The organism is Coprococcus sp. RTP21428st1_C9_RTP21428_210409 (assembly GCF_040227395.1).
GTDB classification, from domain to species: Bacteria; Bacillota; Clostridia; order Lachnospirales; family Lachnospiraceae; genus Coprococcus; species Coprococcus aceti.
Genome location: NZ_JBEHVV010000053.1, coordinates 1 through 20,316 on the forward strand (window position 1 = coordinate 1; position 20,316 = coordinate 20,316).

The 20,316-nt window shown below is 44.0% G+C and carries 15 protein-coding genes, 1 pseudogene and 1 riboswitch; of the genes and pseudogenes, 6 read left to right on the plus strand and 10 right to left on the minus strand.

Going from position 1 to position 20,316, the window contains the following annotated elements; translation table 11 throughout:
- From ABUA34_RS10235 to ABUA34_RS10270, 8 genes and pseudogenes are all read right to left on the minus strand, one after another.
- A pseudogene (locus tag ABUA34_RS10235) lies at nucleotides 1–2,593 on the minus strand (hypothetical protein); the annotation flags it as partial.
- A gap of 151 nt (nucleotides 2,594–2,744) precedes the next feature.
- Nucleotides 2,745–3,803 (minus strand): DUF6382 and FHA domain-containing protein, encoded by a 1,059-nt coding sequence (locus ABUA34_RS10240; RefSeq protein ID WP_015534306.1) that lies wholly within the window; start codon nucleotides 3,801–3,803, stop codon nucleotides 2,745–2,747.
- A gap of 52 nt (nucleotides 3,804–3,855) precedes the next feature.
- Nucleotides 3,856–5,679 (minus strand): glutamine--fructose-6-phosphate transaminase (isomerizing), encoded by a 1,824-nt coding sequence (gene glmS, locus ABUA34_RS10245; RefSeq protein ID WP_022217506.1) that lies wholly within the window; start codon nucleotides 5,677–5,679, stop codon nucleotides 3,856–3,858.
- A 106-nt stretch (nucleotides 5,680–5,785) separates the two neighbouring features.
- Nucleotides 5,786–5,950: a hypothetical protein gene (locus ABUA34_RS10250; protein WP_156337921.1), complete on the minus strand. Its 165-nt coding sequence runs from the start codon at nucleotides 5,948–5,950 to the stop codon at nucleotides 5,786–5,788.
- Nucleotides 5,951–6,150: 200 nt separating this feature from the next.
- The gene (metG, locus tag ABUA34_RS10255; RefSeq protein ID WP_022217505.1) at nucleotides 6,151–8,187 is read right to left on the minus strand and encodes a methionine--tRNA ligase; all 2,037 of its coding nucleotides are present in this window, start codon (nucleotides 8,185–8,187) and stop codon (nucleotides 6,151–6,153) included.
- A 190-nt stretch (nucleotides 8,188–8,377) separates the two neighbouring features.
- On the minus strand, nucleotides 8,378–8,767 hold the full coding sequence (locus ABUA34_RS10260; protein ID WP_015534309.1) for a DUF2752 domain-containing protein: 390 nt from the start codon (nucleotides 8,765–8,767) through the stop codon (nucleotides 8,378–8,380).
- Nucleotides 8,768–8,793: 26 nt separating this feature from the next.
- A complete protein-coding gene (locus ABUA34_RS10265) occupies nucleotides 8,794–9,564 on the minus strand; it encodes a DUF4234 domain-containing protein (RefSeq protein ID WP_117875068.1) in 771 nt (256 codons plus the stop codon).
- 225 nt (nucleotides 9,565–9,789) lie between these two features.
- Nucleotides 9,790–10,131 (minus strand): DUF4234 domain-containing protein, encoded by a 342-nt coding sequence (locus tag ABUA34_RS10270; protein WP_004852487.1) that lies wholly within the window; start codon nucleotides 10,129–10,131, stop codon nucleotides 9,790–9,792.
- Between the two features lie 341 nt (nucleotides 10,132–10,472).
- On the opposite strand from ABUA34_RS10270, the gene ABUA34_RS10275 reads away from it, so the two are divergent.
- The 6 genes from ABUA34_RS10275 to ABUA34_RS10300 all read left to right on the plus strand — a co-directional run bounded on the left by ABUA34_RS10275 (nucleotide 10,473) and on the right by ABUA34_RS10300 (nucleotide 17,953).
- On the plus strand, nucleotides 10,473–11,405 hold the full coding sequence (locus tag ABUA34_RS10275; RefSeq protein WP_022217503.1) for an ornithine carbamoyltransferase: 933 nt from the start codon (nucleotides 10,473–10,475) through the stop codon (nucleotides 11,403–11,405).
- Nucleotides 11,406–11,442: 37 nt separating this feature from the next.
- Entirely contained in the window at nucleotides 11,443–12,372 is a 930-nt protein-coding gene (pyrB, locus tag ABUA34_RS10280) for an aspartate carbamoyltransferase (protein WP_022217502.1), read from the plus strand.
- Nucleotides 12,373–12,383: 11 nt separating this feature from the next.
- Nucleotides 12,384–12,797, plus strand: a complete 414-nt coding sequence (locus tag ABUA34_RS10285) for an aspartate carbamoyltransferase regulatory subunit (protein WP_015534312.1) — start codon at nucleotides 12,384–12,386, stop codon at nucleotides 12,795–12,797.
- Nucleotides 12,798–12,871: 74 nt separating this feature from the next.
- The gene (gene murA / locus ABUA34_RS10290) at nucleotides 12,872–14,173 is read left to right on the plus strand and encodes a UDP-N-acetylglucosamine 1-carboxyvinyltransferase (protein ID WP_015534313.1); all 1,302 of its coding nucleotides are present in this window, start codon (nucleotides 12,872–12,874) and stop codon (nucleotides 14,171–14,173) included.
- Nucleotides 14,174–14,380: 207 nt separating this feature from the next.
- A complete protein-coding gene (locus ABUA34_RS10295) occupies nucleotides 14,381–16,501 on the plus strand; it encodes a cadherin-like beta sandwich domain-containing protein (protein WP_349823257.1) in 2,121 nt (706 codons plus the stop codon).
- Nucleotides 16,502–16,567: 66 nt separating this feature from the next.
- Complete coding sequence (locus ABUA34_RS10300) at nucleotides 16,568–17,953, plus strand: cohesin domain-containing protein (RefSeq protein ID WP_349823258.1); 1,386 nt, start codon at nucleotides 16,568–16,570, stop codon at nucleotides 17,951–17,953.
- Between the two features lie 93 nt (nucleotides 17,954–18,046).
- Here ABUA34_RS10300 and metK read toward each other — a convergent pair whose 3' ends face one another.
- Together metK and ABUA34_RS10310 are read right to left on the minus strand one after the other, a co-directional pair.
- Nucleotides 18,047–19,234, minus strand: a complete 1,188-nt coding sequence (gene metK / locus ABUA34_RS10305) for a methionine adenosyltransferase (protein WP_022217499.1) — start codon at nucleotides 19,232–19,234, stop codon at nucleotides 18,047–18,049.
- A gap of 70 nt (nucleotides 19,235–19,304) precedes the next feature.
- Nucleotides 19,305–19,431: riboswitch (SAM riboswitch) on the minus strand.
- Between the two features lie 150 nt (nucleotides 19,432–19,581).
- Nucleotides 19,582–20,316 (minus strand): hypothetical protein (locus tag ABUA34_RS10310; RefSeq protein WP_349823259.1); only part of this gene is annotated, 735 nt, incomplete at its 5' end.

Below are 20,316 nucleotides of genomic sequence, written 5' to 3' on the forward strand. Positions count from 1 at the left end.
CCTTTGCACCATCGTTCTCGCAGGATGCCTGCGTTATCTTGCTTGTTACAGTCATCGGTTCACTGATCACATGACTCGAATCTCTGGTACAGGTGAGAACCAGCTTGCAAGTGTTGCCATTTGCTGACCACTCATACTTTGGGGCGTAATCATGTCCCAGGCTATCCCCGTGTTTAAATGTCTTTTTGCGATTCACTCTTCCACAGTTATCACAGGAATAATAATATTTCGCAGCAGTTGTACAGGTCGCAGCCTGTGCAAGAGTTTCATCATTTACTATTTCCGCAGTGTATGAATGTCCGCCTATCTCTGTTATATCAAGTTCATACTCAGCCTTCACCCACGGATTATATTTACTGGCAACCGTAATCGTTACAACGCCGTTGCCGATTGCCGAAAGTGATGCCGCAGTCCTAGACACTTCATTCACCTTTACAACAGTCTCATCCGACGATGTAACCGCATACTCATGTATGTCCGCTCTCGTTGGCCAATCCATTATATTTATACTCAGTTCCGCTCCAATTTCATACTCACTTGGTGAAGTAGTCCTGTTATCGCTGTCCTTCTCCTGCCAATACACATATCTGATACTGGTAGGAAGTGACACGATCTTCTCATATCCGCACTTTGAACACGTCTCTACTGTCTGGCTTTTACCCTCATCTGCCTCTGATATGACATACTCATGTCCCCCCTGATCTGCCACATTGAACGTGTATTCCTGACAAATTGAGCTGTCATATTTATGAACTATTCTTATGGTTACATCACCTGTTCCGACCGCCGTAAGCTTAGCATCATATCTTCTATAAGAAGATTCCGGATCACTCACTTTTACAATACCTTCATCCGATGATGTAACTATAAACTCAGAGTTGTCGACCTTCGTTGGTGCATAATCTACTTCCAGATTGATCTCATCACCTACTTCCACATCAGCAGGCTTGTAATATCCATTACTATCACTCCACCATACAGTACGTGTTATCGCCGTCGGGATTGTCACCGTTTTTGTCGTCCCGCACTTTGAACAAATTTTTTCTGTCTCTCCAGATCCCGGTTCTGCCTGACTTATTACATAGTCATGACCACCCACATCTGTTACCGACACAGTGATTACCCTCTTCATATCCGGATTCACGACCGGATATACAGTAACCGTCGTCTCACCTATCTTATTCATATGGAATGTTCCAGCATAGTTAGACGAAGGGGTATACGAAATAATAGACGGGTCTGCTATATCAAACACGAATTTGTCATCGGATTTGCTATCTGATGCCGTCGAGAAAGATATGTATGTCTCTATATCCTTTCCTACTTCGAACTCCTGATCATATGTGGCTGATGAAGCAGTTTCCGATAATCTCCAGTACACGTACATCGTCTTTGGTCCTGTTACTTTACATCTCGTACATACGCCATCTGTAAAGCTATGCCCAAGAGCCGGAACCTCATCCTCTATCTTTTTGTAGCCACATTTAGCGCATGTGTATACTGTTCCACCTGTCTCTGTACATGTGGCCTCTTTTTTCACACCTTCACCATACACATGCTCCGTGCATGCATCATACCGCTGTCCAAGCAGCTTATCCAGCTTGGCCTGCGCTGCATCCACCTTTTTCTGCCACTTCTCCGGATCTACAGTCTCATAATATTCATCAAACAGCTTCTCAAATTCAGCTATTGTGTACACCTCATATTTGCTAGTATAGTTTGAAAGCTTGCTTGCATTGAAGCATGAAGTATTGCCATACCTGCCATAGAGTGTGAATCCGACTCCCATCACCTGATCTGCTGCCCAGAACATATTGGTATAATGTCCAACCGTGACTCCCTCCGAATCCGCCTTTTGTTCAACAGCTGTAAGCTGACTCTGCGAAGTTATGGATGAATATCCCAGCTCATCCCTTATCTTGTTAAAAGATGCCTTCTCACTGTTCCATCCTGCCGCCGGATCAGTATATCCAAACGCCAGATTCTCACATGACACCTGAAGAAGTGAATGATTTGTGAGTCCTGCACCTCTGTCCGCGCCTGACTGTGCCACCGCCATAAAATAGAAATTAGTCTTAGCCGCATTCCTCTTCATTGCCCCGACATAGTTTTCGTCTGTGTCCCTTAACGAATTAATTTTATTCAATACCGCAAATGTCGCCTTTGTGTTTTCAAGCGATATGGCGTCTTTCTTATCTCCGGTAACAACAACCTTGTTATTTCTCGATTCCGGAAGACCTGTATTATTTCCTCCCGCCCACTTGGAGAAATCTTCCTCACATGCCTCCTGCAGGACAGTCTTGGCCCGATTCAGATCATATTTCTGTTTTGTTGTCAGGTTGCTTTTCGCAAGCATCCAGTCTACAAAACCTATAGAGCCCTGATCATATACGGTCATCACTTCACTCTGATCTTTCTTCACCTGTTCCAACCCACTCTGAGCCTCTTCTATCTGCTGGTCAAGGGTACTGGCCTTAACAGTCTGAATACCTGTCGTCTGAATACCTGCCGTCAGCATCAGCACTGCACACATTACCACTGTTGCTGCTTTTTTACACAGTGTCCTTCCCGATAAGCTTCCTTTTCTTTTCATAATCTTTGATACTCCCCCTTTTTTCACATTCTATTTATATTACCCCTTTACCCACATGTACTCCGGCGCGCCTATGCAGGGGATTTATTATAAAATAAGGAGACTCATTATAATAATAAACAAGTCTCCTTATCCAGTATAATATACTATTTTATTTCTCCTTGAAGGTGAACTCCTCGTTCGCAAGCTTGAATCTGATACCATCTATGAGCATCATATCCGTTCCGCTGCTTATGATCTTGCCACCAAGGTAAGTGTGGTTGGTCGACTTGTTATCTCTCAGATAGTACACGCCGTTGACATTGATAATGTAAGCATGGCGGCGGCTGACTGAATTGTTGTCAGTTACCTGATAGTCAACTCCCTGTGTAGACTTACCGATACAGAATATCGGCTTGTCAATCCTTATCCTCTCACCTGTTCTGGTTCTTATGATGACAGGGCCGCTCTTGCCACGGTTGTTGGCTGTGAGAACTGTTGTCGAACCGTCATCGTTGTCATCAAATCCAATATCATTTGATGAGAAATCCTTAACTTCCTTTGCAAGCTTGAATGAAGAAGTTGTAACATGAGGAGTCTCAGGAACCTCTACCTTAGCCACATTGACCGGGCTGACTCCCGCTGACTTCATAAGCTCCTGCTCATCCTCAGGATGTGCTATATTGTCATTCTTCAGGTCTGTTATAAACTTATAAAATTCTGACAGATAAAATGTAGGATTGTGATCAAAGTATTTGATAAGCTCATATCCGGCATCGGATGCCTTCTTATTCGCAAACTTCATATTGCCCATAAGATCCCTTATAAACTTCTCCATATTACATCTGTCCATAGGCTTATCTATAGGCAGGAATATGAGCTGAACAGCCATATTCTGGAAGTCTATATACATATATCCCTTATTCAGTATAACCTTTCCAATGGACAGATCATTCGCCTTGAGATACATGAGCTGATCTGCAATACTGAATATCAGATCAACCAGCTCATCCTTGTGTATCTTCTTCTCAAGGAACTGATTCATGGTAGTCATGGCTGGAATAGAATATGTCAGAGCTCTCTGACCATCTATATATTCCTCATGGCAGAACGCATTATTGCCCACAAACTGAGCATTGTACAGCTCTACCTCATTGTGAAGAACCTCTACATCGTCTTCAATCTTAAAGTACAATTTGTACTCATCACACAAATACATCTTATCACTCATATAAAACCCTCCGATATTTATCGCACGATATCCATGTAAGTCCCGGAGTCAATTATTCTACTGTAACTGACTTTGCCAGATTACGTGGCTTATCTACGTCCAACCCCTTTGCATCGGACGTGTAATACGCTATAAGCTGCAGGATGACAGCAGCCGAAAATACCGTGAACAATCCATCCTGCTTTGGTATGGATATGTGTTTGTCACATACATCTTTATCATTGTACTCTTCATCCATGCTGACAAGAATGACGTATGCGCCTCTTGCCTTAACCTCGCGTATATTGGAAATCATCTTTCCGTATACAGATTCCTGTGTAGCCAAAGCTATGACCGGAACGTTCTCAGTTATGAGTGCTATCGTTCCATGTTTTAACTCCCCTGCCGCATAAGCCTCAGCGTGAACATAAGAAATCTCTTTCAGCTTCAGTGCACCTTCCAGTGACAGTGTATAATCCAGTCCTCTTCCTATGAAGAATGCATCCGGAGCCATCTTTATATAGTTTGCAACTGTCTTTACTTCATCTGCCTGCTTGAGTGTCTCCTCTATCACCGGGATAACGCCCTGAAGCTGTCTGATGAATGCCTTTGCCCTGTCCTCAGAGTATATACCCTTGACATAGCCAAGTCTGCATCCAATGAGATACATTGCAGCCATCTGTACCGAATATGCCTTGGTACTTGCAACTGCGATCTCAGGACCGGCATGTGTATAAAGGACGTAATCGCTCTCTCTGGCGATGGTCGATCCCTTTACATTGACTATGGACAGAACCTTTGATCCACATCTCTTGGCAAGTCTGAGTGCCTCGAGTGTGTCAATAGTCTCTCCTGACTGTGATGTAACTATTACGAGAGTCTTTTCATTTATGAGTGGTTCCTTGTATCTGAATTCTGATGCTATCTCAACATTAACAGGAATCTTTAACTCCTTCTCAATCATGGCCTTGCCGACTATTCCGGCGTGCATAGCTGTTCCGCATGCAACCACTGTGATGTTCTCAAGATTCTTAAACACCTCATCATCGATGCCGTCCTCAGTGAAATCAGGAAGCTCATTCACTATACGAGGAGTTATCGTGTTTCTCAGTGCCTCTGGCTGCTCATAGATCTCCTTCAGCATAAAGTGCGGATATCCACCCTTCTGAGCTGCCGTTATGTCCCATGTTATCTTGAGCATCTCCGGCTCTACCATGTTCCCCTTCATGTCTTCTACTTTGATGCCTGTGCTTGAGAGTGTCAGTATATGATACTCCGGCACAACAAAGTATTCCTTTGAAAATGATATTATCGCTGTGAGGTCTGATGCAATGATCGATCCCTCATCTGTGTATGAAGCGATCATCGGACTTACATTTCTCACTGCGTATATCTTGCCCGGTCTGTCTGCAAACATAATGCAGAGTGCAAATGAACCGGCTATAGCCTTAACAGCCTTTCTGATAGTCTCGATGGGATTGCCATCGTACAGTGTGTCCAGAAGTGCTGCTACTACCTCTGTGTCCGTCTCAGATACCAGCCTGTCGGCCAGTCCGTATTCTCTCACAATGTCGTTATAGTTCTCTATAATTCCATTATGTATAAGTGCCACATCTCCGCACCTATGTGGATGTGCATTCACATCCGTAACTCCGCCGTGAGTAGCCCATCTCGTATGGCCTATTCCACAGGTTGATCTGTACACAGGACTGTCGTCGCTGCACATCTCCCTGAGGTCTTCCACTCTGCCGGCTTTCTTCTTGATCGTCAGTGTATCATCATCATTAAGCAGTGCTATTCCCGCACTGTCATATCCCCTGTACTCGAGCTTTGCCAGTCCGTCAATAAGAATGTCCTTGGCTGGTTTCTTTCCTACATATCCTATGATTCCACACATATTAAATTAATCTCCTTTCGGCTTATAACCACGCTGTATACTGATAATATTATAATATGGCGCACTTAAAAAAGGTGAAGCCACCATACATAACAGCTATGGGTGTCTAGTCATGATTCTTTGTTTTGGAGTTACCCCCATATTTGGATATCATGTGCGCATCCAGACTCTGCGTGAAGGCATCCGCCGAATATTCGATAACCTTCAACCTCGTTATCCCTGAAAGCCAAAGCCCAGGGGTCATGGCGCTAAGATTTCTAAATCTTTCCAAAGGCACACTCCTCCTGTCCGTGCACCTAGCAAAATTCTATCATGAAACATCTAATAAATCAATGCAGAAAGGCCTCTGCGTATAATCTTTGTAACATAAAATTTACTTCAGCTTTATAAATAAAAACAGGGAAACACCACGGATCCCGGCCGTGTGCCCAGCCTGTGATGCTTCCCTCATTATATCCACTATTTTATATCTTAGCTTATAAAGCATCCACCTGGGAAGTCCTTCTCGGTGGTCAGGAGTGACAGATTACCCTCAGGATCCTCTGCGCACAGAAGCATACCCTCTGATACGACTCCGGCAAGCTTGCATGGCTTGAGGTTTACTATAGCCACAACCTTCTTGCCAACCATATCCTCAGCGGAATATGTACCCTTGATTCCGGACACAATCTGCTTCACATTGTTCTTGCCAAAGCTTACCTGTGAGCAGAGAAGCTTTCTTGAATTAGGAACCTCCTCACATGCAACAATCTCGCCGATCATGAGCTGCATCTTCTGGAACTCCTCAATGCTTATCTCCTGCTTGTCAACTACATCAGGATTGGCCTTGAGTGCCTGGACCTTCGCCTCAGCTATCTTGATCTTCTTGGTCTCAGCAGAATTCTCCTTCTCTTCCTTCTGCTTCTTGGCCTGCTCGTACATGGACTCCTTCTCCACTGGAGCGAACTCGGCAACCTTAGCCATAACTTCCTTCACGTCAAGACGTGCGAATAGGATCTCAGGCTGCTCTGTTACCTTTGTTCCTGACTTGTACAGACCAAACTTTCCAAGCTCTGTGACCTTTCTCTTCTCGGTATTGAGCTGTGCCATGATCTTCTCAGTTGTCTCAGGCATATATGGCTCAAGGAGTGTTGCACCTATAACGATGCTCTCGACAAGGTTGTACAGAACTGTGTTCAGTCTGTCCTTCTTGTCCTCCTCCTTTGCGAGTGCCCAAGGCATTGTCTCATCTATGTACTTGTTGCATCTCTTGAACAGTGCAAATATCTCTGTGATCGCATCTGCAACCTTGAGCTTATCCATGCACTCTGCAACCTTGTATCTGCAGTCCATAACGACCTTCTTAAGATCCTCATCGACAGGCTCTGTGACGTTGGTATTTGTCACAATGCCACCGAAATACTTGTTTGACATCGATATGGTTCTATTGACCAGATTTCCAAGTGTATTTGCAAGCTCTGAGTTGAGTCTCTCAACCATGAGCTCCCATGAGATAACTCCATCATTCTCAAATGGCATCTCGTGAAGAACAAAGAATCTGACAGCATCCACGCCAAATATATTGACCATATCGTCAGCGTACATTACGTTGCCCTTCGACTTACTCATCTTGCCATCACTCTGGAGGAGCCAAGGATGACCGAATACCTGCTTTGGAAGCGGAAGTCCGAGTGCCATCAGCATGATAGGCCAGTAAATGGTATGGAATCTCAGGATATCCTTGCCAATCAAGTGAAGATCTGCCGGCCAGTATTTATAAAACTTCTCATCGCTCTTTCCATCTACGTCATATCCAAGTCCAGTTATGTAGTTTGAAAGTGCGTCAACCCACACATATACAACGTGCTTTGGATCAAAGTCCACTGGGATTCCCCACTTGAATGATGTTCTTGATACACACAGGTCCTGAAGTCCCGGCTTAAGGAAGTTGTTAACCATCTCGTTACGTCTTGACTCAGGCTGTATAAACTCAGGATGCTGCTCTATATGCTTCATGAGCTTGTCCTGATACTTGCTCATCTTGAAGAAGTATGCCTCCTCCTTGGCCTCCTGAACAGGTCTTCCACAGTCCGGACACTTGCCATCTATGAGCTGTCCATCTGTGAAGAACGACTCACATGGTGTACAGTATTTTCCTACATAATGTCCCTTATATATATCACCCTGATCGTACAGCTTCTTAAATATCTTCTGTACCTGCTTCTCATGGTAATCATCTGTTGTACGGATAAACTTGTCATATGAAGTATTCATGAGATCCCATATTCTCTTGATCTCACCTGATGTCTCATCAACGAATTCCTTTGGGGTCTGCATGTTCTCAAAAGCCTTGTTCTCGATCTTCTGTCCATGCTCATCTGTTCCTGTCATGAATCTTACATCATAACCTGCGAATCTCTTGTACCTTGCAATGCTGTCAGCCAACACGATCTCGTAGGTGTTGCCTATATGAGGTTTACCTGATGCATATGCAATGGCGGTTGTAATATAATACGGTTTTTTTGCCATTTCAAAAACCCTCCCTGAAAAAATACTACAAGCACAAATGAAATGCTTGTGCAACTTTACCGAAAAACTCCTCGGTAATTGTAAATTATATGCCTTTTTATTATTTATTGTCAAGAAGATGGGATATTAAATAAGTCTGTTACGATGGTCATTCTATAACACTGCCAATAAACTTGTCATCGTCTCTCTCTCAAAAGCGCATCACATTCCTGAGAACGGCAAACATCACCGCCCCGGCAATACATATAAATATAAGTATATTGTCAAATCGCGATAACTTTCTGTTTCCATATCTTACGAATACATAATCGTTTTTTACAATTATGTATGCCAACGCCGGAAGAGCTATAAACATAAATTGATTATAAGCAAATGCCTTTGCAAGATCCAGCCTTACGGCCGCAAGGATAGCCCGTGTTATCCCGCATCCTGGGCATAAAAATCCGGTTATCTTTCTGAATATACATGGTATGGCAAGTCCTGTCACTCTTATGAATATATAATAGAGGATGCCTATCCCCACGAGGATGGCATCCCTTTTAATTATCGCATTTCTTCTTGATTTCTGTATCTGATCCATGCTCTGTATTTCTTTGTCTCCGCCGACTACTGCTGGCTGTTATCACTGCCTGAAGCATCTGCTGATGTGTTAATATTCTGATCTGACTGCTGGCCAAATGTATTCTGGTCTAAACCGGCCTGCTGACCATATCCCTGCTGATTGTATGCATTCTGATCATATCCCTGCTGGCTGTATGGCTGCTGTCCGTATGCCTGCTGGTTATATGCATTCTGGTTATATGCATTCTGGTCATATCCCTGCTGACCATATGGCTGCTGTCCGTATGCCTGCTGGTTATATGCGTTCTGATCATATCCCTGCTGGCTGTATGGCTGCTGACCATATCCCTGCTGATTGTATGTATTCTGACCATATCCCTGCTGGTTGTATGCATTCTGATCATATCCCTGCTGACCATATGGCTGCTGACTGTAGGTCTGCTGACCATATCCTGTATTCATCTGAGGTATAGCCTCTGCATATTTGTTTGCAGTGTCCTGCATAAGCGCATATGCAATAATTCCAAGTCCAAATACCTGAAGAAGGACGTATAAGATGCCTGAGTTGCTTGATGGTACACCGTTCTTATTCTTTATGATATCAACTTTCTCGCCCATCTTATATGCCCAGAACCATCCATAGATGTTACATGTAACGATAGTGAGCAAAAGCGACATTCCACCACTTGTTGCATCTGTCTCTCCTGACTCCTGATTGATATCGTCTGTTAGCACAACAAACCAATACAATCCATATATTCCGCATGTCACAATTGAAAGCAGAATACATATTCCAATATTCCTCTGTTTGATCATAATTGATAATCCTCCTTAAACTTAAATCCTTAATTGAATTATGTAGGACTTGTGTATGACTGCAATTATTCCACTCATATGTAAACCACTGCATAACTGCAATAAAAATAACAGAATAGCCCCGCAGACACAACTCAGTCTACGGGACTATTTTCTCATACATTTTGTCTGTACGCAACTGCATCTATACATTTTTCAATGTATATTTGTATGCAATTTGATTCATTACGCATTTTTATTGATGGTATCCTGCATAATAGCATATGATACAATTCCAAGTCCACATAACTGGAGCAGAAGGAAAAGTATGCTTGAATTTCCTGCTGACTGACCATTCTTTGTCTTTATTGCATCAATCTTCTCGCCCATCTTGTATGCCCAGAACCATCCATAGATATTACATGTAACGATAGTAAGCAACAATGCTACCCCACCGCTTGTTGCATCTGTCTGTCCGGATTCCTGATTAGCATCGTTTGTAAGGCAAACGAACCAATACAGTGCATAAATTCCAAATGTAATGATTGAAAATACTATGCACAAAGCAATGTTCCTCTGTTTGATCATAAAATGTCCTCCCTTGATTTAATTATAAATTTTTTATAAAAATTTTATAAAATATATAAAACCATATATATACATCTTTGTCAATAAAAATCAAAAAATTAAGCTGTTTTTTGCTTTATTATCTATATTTTTTTATAATCAGGCATAAATCTTCAAATATTTACATTCATAATTTATGTGATGTCGTAAACTGTTTTACTTTTGAAACCATGTGCTATATAATAAAATTTCAGGCAGACATATCTCAACACCCGTATCCTAAATATATTGCCAGGATCCACAGATTATGTTTGTCCGTATTGCAAACAATTTATAATTCTAGAGAAAAGAGGACATTTGTTATGAAAAACATGCTTAACTTCAAGAATTTCACAGCTGATGAGCTGATGGATATTCTCAATCTGGCACTTGACATGAAGAAGAACCCTGATAAGTACGCTCACGCTCTTGAGGGCAAGAAACTCTACACTCTTTTTGAGAAGACTTCCACAAGAACATTTCTTTCATTTACAACAGGTATAACTGAGCTCGGCGGTACATATTACAACCAGCTCTGGAAGGATTCCAACTTTACACTCGGTGAGCCTGTATCAGAGATTAAGTATGTATGCAGGAATGTAGATATCATCATGGCACGTCTTGTAAAGAATGAGACAGTCGAGCTGTTCGGCAACAATGTTACTGTTCCATTTATCAACGGATGTGACAGTTCTTATCATCCATGCCAGATCCTGGCAGATGCCCTCACTATTATAGAAAAGTTTGGCAGTCTCGATGTAAAGCTTATGTACATCGGTGCCAAGAATAATGTATTCAACTCTCTTGTTGAGTTCTTTGCAAAGATGAAGAAGGGAACTATCTACGGACTCACGCCACTTGTGAACAACACCGTATGCGGCGATGACTTCTTTGAGGCAGCAAAGGCTACAGGCCACTATGTTGAACTCGATCCTACCATGAGCATGGAGGAGGCAAAGAAGTACGCAAAGGATATGGATATCCTCTACACAGATACATGGGTTGACATGGAGTTCTTCAACAACCCTGCATACAAGCAGCAGAAGGAAGAGACTCTCGCCAAGATGATGCCTTACCAGCTCAACGAGGAATTTACAGAGGGCAGCAAGGCTATAGTATTCCACGACATGCCTATGCACCAGGGATTTGAGATCTCACAGGGCGTTATCGACAAGAACCTCAACCACATTTTGGATGAGGCTGAGAACAGACGTCACGCTGAGAAGGCTGTTATGTATACCCTTCTTAATTCTTAAAATATTCATTCTGATAACCTAAGGAGGATCATGTCAAATGAGACATTTAATAGACCCAATGGACCTGTCAGTTGAGGAGGTTGACCACCTTCTCGTGCTGGCACAGGACATCATCGACAATAAAGAGAAATACAGCGAAGTCTGTAAGGGCAAAAAGCTTGCAACTCTGTTCTTTGAACCAAGCACACGCACAAGACTTAGCTTCGAGGCTGCCATGATGGAACTTGGCGGAAACGTTCTCGGATTTTCATCTGCGAGCTCCTCATCTTCAACAAAAGGTGAGAGTGTGGGCGATACCGTCAAGATCGTCAGCTGTTATGCCGATATTATAGCTATGAGACATTATAAAGAGGGTGCCCCGATGCTGGCTTCCATGAAATCAGATGTTCCTATTATTAATGCTGGTGACGGCGGTCACAATCACCCTACGCAGACATTGGCCGATCTTCTCACAATAAAGAGAGAGAAGGGCAGACTAAACAATATGACCATAGGTTTCTGCGGAGATCTTATGTTTGGTCGTACGGTTCATTCACTTATAAAGGCCATGTCACGATACAAAGGCATAAAATTTATTCTCATATCACCGGATGAATTAAAATTACCTGATTATATAAGAACAGAAGTCATCGAAAAGAATAATATACCATATGAGGAGATTTCCTCTCTTGAGGATGCTATCGGATCTCTGGACGTTCTCTATATGACAAGAGTCCAGAAAGAACGTTTCTTCAACGAGGCGGACTACATAAGACTGAAAGATACCTATATTCTTGACAAGTCAAAGCTGGCTCTCGCTAGGCCTGACCTGTCGATCCTTCACCCGCTTCCTCGTGTAAATGAGATATCTGTTGAGGTGGATGACGATCCGAGAGCATGTTATTTCCGACAAGCACTCAACGGCAAATATGTCCGAATGGCACTCATCATGGACCTTCTCGGACTCGACAAGGATTTTAAGGCATAGGAGGAATGATCATGAATATTGACAGTATTCAGAATGGTATTGTACTTGACCATATAACAGCAGGCAAAGCCCTGCAGATATACAACGATCTTCATCTTGATAAGCTGGATTGCTCCGTTGCTATAATCAAGAATGTTAAAAGCGAGAAGATGGGAAGAAAGGACATTCTTAAGATAGATCAGGATATCGACATAAACCTTGATGTTCTGGGGTATATCGACCCGGATATATCCGTCAACATCATCAAGGACGGCAAGCTCGTTGAAAAACGTAAGATTGAACTGCCTGAGAGACTAGTTGGAATAAAGAAATGTACCAATCCAAGATGCATTACGACCACAGAGCAGGGAATAACCCATATATTCAAACTCACAGACAGAGAAAAGCGAATTTACAGATGTATATACTGTGAAGCAGACAAGTAACTGTTTACTTTTCAGTTTTATGTGCTATAATCTATAAAGTTGCGATAATCCGAGAATTATCTAAGAGGTGAAATATGGAACAGTATGTTATCAAGGGAGGTCGTCCTCTGGAGGGCGAAGTTACCATTGCGGGTGCTAAGAATGCCGCACTTGGAATACTTGCCGCTGCAGTCATGACCGACCAGGAAGTCACAATAGAAAACGTACCGAACGTCAGAGATACAAGAGTCCTTCTTCAGGCCATTCAGGGTATCGGCGCAAGGGTCCGTTACATAGACGAGCACACGGTTGCTATATGTGGTGGAACCATCAATCCGAATACCGATCTCTGTGTCGACGACGAATATATCAGAAAGATCAGAGCATCCTACTATCTGCTCGGCGCACTGCTTGGCAAATATAACCATTCACAGGTCGCTCTTCCAGGCGGATGCGACATCGGAGCCCGTCCGATAGATCTGCACATAAAAGGTTTTGAAGCACTTGGAGCCCACGTTGATATAGCAAACGGTATGATATCCGTTGAGGCTGATGAGCTGATCGGAAGCCACATTTACATGGATGTGATCTCAGTAGGTGCCACCATCAATGTCATGATGGCCGCCGTAATGGCAAACGGCAAGACTACCATAGAGAACGCAGCCAAGGAGCCACATATCGTTGACGTTGCCAATTTCCTCAACAGTATGGGTGCTAACATCAAGGGTGCCGGAACTGATGTCATCCGTATCCGTGGCGTAAAGTCACTTCACGGAACTACATATTCCATCATTCCGGATCAGATCGAGGCAGGAACCTTCATGGTTGCGGCAGCAGCCACCAGAGGCAACGTCCTCATCAAGAACGTAATTCCTAAGCATCTTGAGGCTATAACCTCAAAGCTTACAGATATAGGTGCCACTGTCATCGAGTACGATGATTCAGTGAGAGTAATGTGCAACAAGAGACTCAAGGCTACCAACATCAAAACTCTGCCATATCCGGGATTCCCGACAGATATGCAGCCACAGATGGCGGTTACACTTGCACTGTCCAACGGAACAAGCATCGTCACCGAGAGCATATTTGAGAACAGATTCAAGTATGTCGCAGAGCTTTCAAGAATGGGCGCACACATCAGAGTCGAGGGCAACACTGCTATTCTCGATGGTGTGGAGACATTCACCGGTGCAAATGTTGCAGCACCTGACCTGAGAGCAGGCGCAGCACTTGTAATTGCGGCACTTGTGGCCAACGACTTCTCTACTGTATGTGATATCAAGTATATCCAGAGAGGCTACGAGAAGTTCGACGAAAAGCTTCGCGGACTCGGTGCTCTCATCGAGAAGGTAGAGACGGACAAAGAGATCCAGAAATTCAAACTCAAAGTAGGTTAATATATACGACATAAGGCGAAAAGCTTTTGCCGGTCAGCACTTGTCTGACCAGCAAAAGCTTTTTTATTGCAATTTTATTACTTTTTTATAACTTTTTTCACAAAAATGGTGCTCATTTGCAATAATTATGGTAAACTTAGACTGATGTAATTTTGTCATAAATACTATTTTATATATAGATTTGTTTTATGAAAAATGGAGGTTACTATGGATATCAATACTAAACGAACCCGGACTACTATTTCTATCGTAATGCTTATTTGGGCGGTCGTCTGCATCGCGGTGACCGGACTGTATGTGGGAAACAATCACGCAGAAGCCGCGACCACGGGAACTCTCACGTCTGACTACGTGTATTTCCGCAAATCACCAAACGGCACGCCTATAAAATATAACGGCTCGGCCATACTCCTCAGGAAGGGTCAGAAGATGACCGTACTGAGCACTTCCAACAAGACATGGTACAAGGTCAAGCTTACATACAAGAAGAAGCGCTACACCGGTTATGTGTACTCCGCATTTATCAAGGTAACAAGGACAACCGCCAAGAAGGCTCACCTTCGAAAAAATGAAAACTATGTATATTTCCGAAAAACGCCAAACGGCACGCCGCTGAAGTATAACGGATCGCCGATCATGCTCATGGGCGGTCAGAGCATGACCGTACTGAGCACTTCCAACAAGACATGGTACAAAGTCAAGCTTACATATAAGAAGAAGCGCTACACCGGTTATGTATATTCCAAGTTCATCGTGATCGACTCCACTTCAGCCACAACAAAGGCCACGACCAAGGCTACTACACAGCAGCCTACCACAGCGGCTCAGGCAGCCAAGAGCGGTTACGTGAATGAAGACTATGTATACTTCCGCCAGACGGCAGCGGGTACACCTATAACCTACAACGGAAGCGCGATCATGCTCATGAAGGGACAGGCACTCTCCGTGACTGATACATCCAACAAGTCATGGTACAAGGTCAACCTCACATACAGCAGCAAGAAGTATACAGGATTTATCTCCTCATCGCTCATCACAATGGGAACATACAAGGAACCTGACGGTAACCAGACATCGGATGCAGCATTTGAAAAGCAATTATCCGCCCAGAACTTCCCTGAGAGCTACAAGGTGCTTCTCAGAAAGCTCCATGCGGAGCACCCAAACTGGATATTCAAGGCGGTACACACCAACCTTAACTGGAACGACGTGGTCAAGAACGAGGTCAACGTACAGGGACGTGTCAACAACCTTGTAAACTGTACATCTTACAGTCCTAACTACGGCTGGAGATCACAGACCGTTGGATACAACTACAAGACAGACTCCTACTCATCATATGATGGTTCAACATGGTTTGCAGCCTCGGACGATCTTGTAAAGTATTACCTCGATCCGAGAACATATATGTCATCCGCAAGCTCCATGTTCGCATTTGAAAAGCTGTCATACGACTCATCACAGACAAAGTCAGGAGTTGAGGCTATATTATCTGGTTCGTTTATGCACAATGCGCACCCAACCGGTTCGACCACCACATATTCGTCCATGATAATCACCGCAGCACAGAAATCCGGCGTCAGCCCTTACCACATTGCTTCACGTATCAAGCAGGAGGTCGGAGGCTCGATAACCTCGGGAACAAACGGTAAGAATGCCACATATCCCGGCATATATAACTTCTACAATATCGGTGCATTTGAGAGTGCATCAGGCAACGCTATAACAAACGGTCTGAGATGGGCTTCATCGGGCACATCGTACAACAGGCCATGGACAACACCTGCCAAATCAATAATCGGCGGTGCGATGTATATCGGAGAGTCCTACATCAACAAGGGTCAGAACACTCTGTATACTCAGAAGTTCAACGTAACCTACACAGACTGCCTGTACTGGCATCAGTACATGGGAAATGTACAGGCCCCTACAACAGAGGCATGGAAGGTATATGATGCCTACAAGTCTTCAGGAGCACTCAACAAGGCCATAACATTTGCCATACCTGTTTACAAGAATATGCCAAGCACAGCAATGAAGATGCCTGCGGCTAATCCGGGCAACCAGAACAACTACCTGAAAACACTCTCTGTAAGCGGCAAGAAGCTGTCACCTACATTTGCAATAAGCAGCACTACACAGTACACGGTAAATGTGCGCTCATCTGTATCAAGTGTGACAATAAACGCTTCACCTGTAAGCAGCTACTCCACAGTGAGCGGAACGGGAACAAAAACCCTGAAATCGAGAAAGAATACATTTAAGATAGTATGTAAATCCCAGAGTAAAGCTACACGTACTTACACCATAATAATTAACAGAGGATAAGGAGGACTCGGTGGATAACCGTATATGAATATTATGAGGACTACAAGATTTAGCTTTAGAACGTTTATGACAGAAGTTGCATGTGTGTTGACTATGATGCTTTTCATGCTTCATACCACTTATGCCGCTACAGTCGCATTTAGTGTTGAGGTTCCATCCACCACGGTCGTTGTTGGCGATACCGTGGAGATCAAGGTAAGTATAAACGCAGCCGATCAGGCTTTATCAAGCTACAGCTACAATATCACATATGATTCCACATTGCTCAAGGCTGTGAGCGGCGGCACCGTGGAATCTAAGGGCACCGTAAGCTACTCCCAGGCAAATGTAAAGCCTGGAGATGCAATGACAGCAACATTTACATTTACCGCCATTGCGAGCGGAACTGCCAGCATAGAGACATCAGCAGTTGAGGTCATCTCCGACACAGAAGAGTCGATAGACATGACACCGTCATACAACTCGGTAACCATCAGCGACAAGTCAGCCGCCGCTTCCACCGAAGCAGCTTCATCTACTGTCAGCGATACCGGTTCAGAAGCCGAGCCTGCAACACCTCTTGCATTGATCGACAGCGAGACCAAGCCTGTTGTTACTGAGGATGAGGTAGGAACACTCACAGAGGCAGATCAGAACGCATCCGCACCTGCAGATACCCTTGTAAGCGTTCACTCAAACAACAACACTTATAACATCATTCCAAAGCCTAATTCAGTCTCAGTGCCAACCGGATATCTTCCAGTGAAGATCAACCTGAACGACACGGACATCAGAGCTTATATGAAGGGAAGCAGTTCCAACACCGTTCTCCTCTACGCAGCAACAAACGACGGACACCAGGGCTGGTATTTCTTCAATCCAAATGAAGGAACTTTCCTTGACGCAACGGATCTCATCGAGGAGACGGATTCGCTGTCCAGCTTCATAGACAAGCACAAGTTCGTAATAATGCTCATAGCCATCATAGTTCTTGTGATACTGGTCGTTGTCATCATCATCCTTGCTGTCTCACTCAAGGGTCTCATCGCTGATTACGAGGCTCAGATAGACAAGCTGAAGAAGGACAACGAGGAGAAGGAAAGCACAGCAAATGAAACATCAGAAGCTGCCGAGCCTTCCGCAAAAGCCGCTGAACACGTCAGAATGCCTCACCACGACAATAGCGAGGTGCCCACCATCAACAACAAGGCGCTCTTCCCTGGGGACAACGAGGTTATCCACGAGAGTTACGCAGACTCCGATTACGACAATCAGGTATCTCCTGATGAGGACGATGTCATCCACACTGACGACTATGACGACACTGCATTTGAGGATGTCGCCGATGACAGCGAGCCTATAGATTCAGCATTTGACGTCAAAGAGGATACGGAGAGTACGGAGAGCAAGATCCAGGCATCCCTCGACGAGATAGATGCGGCACTTGAATCCGCAAAGAAATACAAAGATTAATACTCACGGAATAACGTGATATACAAAAAGCACATGTATCAGTTTCAATCTGATACATGTGCTTTTATATTTGTCTGAATTTTTTTAATCTGCTTATAAGTATGCTTTCAGCACATCCACCTTGTCCAGCTTCTCCCATGGGAGATCAAGATCTGTTCTTCCGAAGTGTCCGTAAGCTGCTGTCTGCTTGTAGATAGGTCTTCTGAGGTCAAGCATCTTGATGATACCTGCTGGTCTTAAGTCAAAGTGCTCTCTAATGATCTCGACAAGCTTCTCATCTGAAAGCTTTCCTGTGCCAAATGTGTCTACCATGATGGATGTAGGTCTTGCAACACCGATAGCGTATGAGAGCTGTATCTCACACTTGTCAGCCAGACCTGCTGCAACTATGTTTTTAGCCACGTAGCGGGCCGCATAAGCCGCTGAACGGTCTACCTTGGTACAATCCTTGCCTGAGAAGGCTCCGCCGCCGTGACGGGCATATCCGCCGTATGTGTCAACGATGATCTTACGTCCTGTGAGACCACTGTCTCCATTTGGTCCACCTATTACGAATCTTCCTGTTGGATTGATGAAGAACTTGGTATTCTCATCGATGAGCTCCTGTGGAAGAACCTCGTCGAATATATACTTCTTAACGTCAGCGTGGATCTGCTCCTGGCTGACTTCCTCTCCATGCTGTGTTGAGAGAACGACTGCATCAAGTCTTACAGGCTTGTCATTCTCATCGTACTCAACTGTTACCTGTGTCTTACCGTCCGGTCTTAAGTATGGGAGTGTTCCGTTCTTTCTTACCTCTGTGAGCTTTCTTGCAAGCTTGTGGGCAAGTGCTATTGGATATGGCATGTACTCAGGTGTCTCATTTGTTGCAAATCCGAACATCATACCCTGATCTCCGGCACCGATCGCCTCGATGTCATCCTCGCTCATGAGGTGCTCCTTTGCCTCGAGTGCCTTGTCAACTCCCATGGCAATATCTGATGACTGCTCGTCTATGGCTGTGATAACGCCGCATGTATCGCAGTCAAATCCGTACTTTGCTCTGTCGTATCCGATCTCTCTGATCGTCTCACGAACGATCTTCTGAATATCCACATAAGCGTTGGTTGTGATCTCTCCCATGACAAGCACAAGACCTGTCGTGATGGATGTCTCACATGCCACACGGCTCATTGGATCCTGCTCCATCAGTGCGTCAAGCACTGCATCTGATATCTGGTCACAGATTTTGTCAGGATGTCCTTCTGTTACTGATTCCGATGTAAATAATCTTCTTTCCATACTACTTCCTTTCCTTTTTGTACATAAGAAAAACCGCTTCGTATGAGCGGTTTGATCGTGTCTGTCAAGCCTCTCATTGTTCGAGCACAAAGCCTGTATCTCCTACATCTCTGCGTCGCTCAGGTCGGCACCTTCCGAACACATCGGGGTTGCCATGGCTTCTTCGTCCCTTCTGACTCCACCATTCTGAATAAGAGCGTTTTTCTAATATCTATAAATGCAATCATTACTCTATATCATTGAGAGTTATTAGTCAACATATTTTTGGGGGAAATGATGCTTAATGAGTTTTTTTATATATAATGGGCAAAGGAGATGTGACTATCCCCTTTGCCCATACCAATAACTTAGTTATTATCCTTCTTTTTCTTTCTTACAAGGAATATAACTATTCCCGCAATAATCAATACCACAATAACTATGATCAGTATAATGATCCATGAGATGCTGCCAGCCTCAGCCATAGCCGTCTGAATAGCATTACTCGATACAGTAAATGTTATTTCTGAACCATTATCCGATGCGCCATTACCTGCTGCATCAAAACATTCCACAACTATTGTGTGCTTCTTTGCAGATGCCTTTATATCGTCAAGCTTAACCTCTCCGCCGAGCTTTTCAATGTCCTTAGCTTCATATCTCGTCTTGACTCCGTCAACCGTGATGTCCGCATATCCCAGCGCAAGATTATCATGGAATGAAACCGATGCACTTACAGAATCCGTATTCTCATACACAGCACCATTTTCAACACCAGCTACATGATACTCCGGTGCTGTTCTATCTATACAGAACTTGACCGCAGCATTCTTTACTTCATTATCTGTTTCTTTTCCCGCTGCATCCTTGGTATGGATAACTATACTGTACACACCCTCGTCCTTGAAGGTATCAGCAGGAATTGTAAATGAACGCTTGTTCCATCCATTTGACGGCTTGTCTTCCTTGACTGTATACTCATTGCTCTCAAGGTTTACTACCTTGTCGCCAACTGTATAGTACACATCAGAATCCGCAAAACCGGCAACATTATACTCATCTATAACTATGTCACCATCGCTCAGATTCGTATAATATCTGTC

Bases quoted from the DNA above. Each gene is read 5' to 3' on its own strand.
- ABUA34_RS10240 (WP_015534306.1), bottom strand. From the start codon at position 3,803: ATGAGTGATAAGATGTATTTGTGTGATGAGTACAAATTGTACTTTAAG.
- glmS (WP_022217506.1), bottom strand. From the start codon at position 5,679: ATGTGTGGAATCATAGGATATGTAGGAAAGAAACCAGCCAAGGACATT.
- metG (WP_022217505.1), bottom strand. From the start codon at position 8,187: ATGGCAAAAAAACCGTATTATATTACAACCGCCATTGCATATGCATCA.
- ABUA34_RS10260 (WP_015534309.1), bottom strand. From the start codon at position 8,767: ATGGATCAGATACAGAAATCAAGAAGAAATGCGATAATTAAAAGGGAT.
- ABUA34_RS10265 (WP_117875068.1), bottom strand. From the start codon at position 9,564: ATGATCAAACAGAGGAATATTGGAATATGTATTCTGCTTTCAATTGTG.
- ABUA34_RS10270 (WP_004852487.1), bottom strand. From the start codon at position 10,131: ATGATCAAACAGAGGAACATTGCTTTGTGCATAGTATTTTCAATCATT.
- ABUA34_RS10275 (WP_022217503.1), top strand. From the start codon at position 10,473: ATGAAAAACATGCTTAACTTCAAGAATTTCACAGCTGATGAGCTGATG.
- pyrB (WP_022217502.1), top strand. From the start codon at position 11,443: ATGAGACATTTAATAGACCCAATGGACCTGTCAGTTGAGGAGGTTGAC.
- ABUA34_RS10285 (WP_015534312.1), top strand. From the start codon at position 12,384: ATGAATATTGACAGTATTCAGAATGGTATTGTACTTGACCATATAACA.
- murA (WP_015534313.1), top strand. From the start codon at position 12,872: ATGGAACAGTATGTTATCAAGGGAGGTCGTCCTCTGGAGGGCGAAGTT.
- ABUA34_RS10295 (WP_349823257.1), top strand. From the start codon at position 14,381: ATGGATATCAATACTAAACGAACCCGGACTACTATTTCTATCGTAATG.
- ABUA34_RS10300 (WP_349823258.1), top strand. From the start codon at position 16,568: ATGACAGAAGTTGCATGTGTGTTGACTATGATGCTTTTCATGCTTCAT.
- metK (WP_022217499.1), bottom strand. From the start codon at position 19,234: ATGGAAAGAAGATTATTTACATCGGAATCAGTAACAGAAGGACATCCT.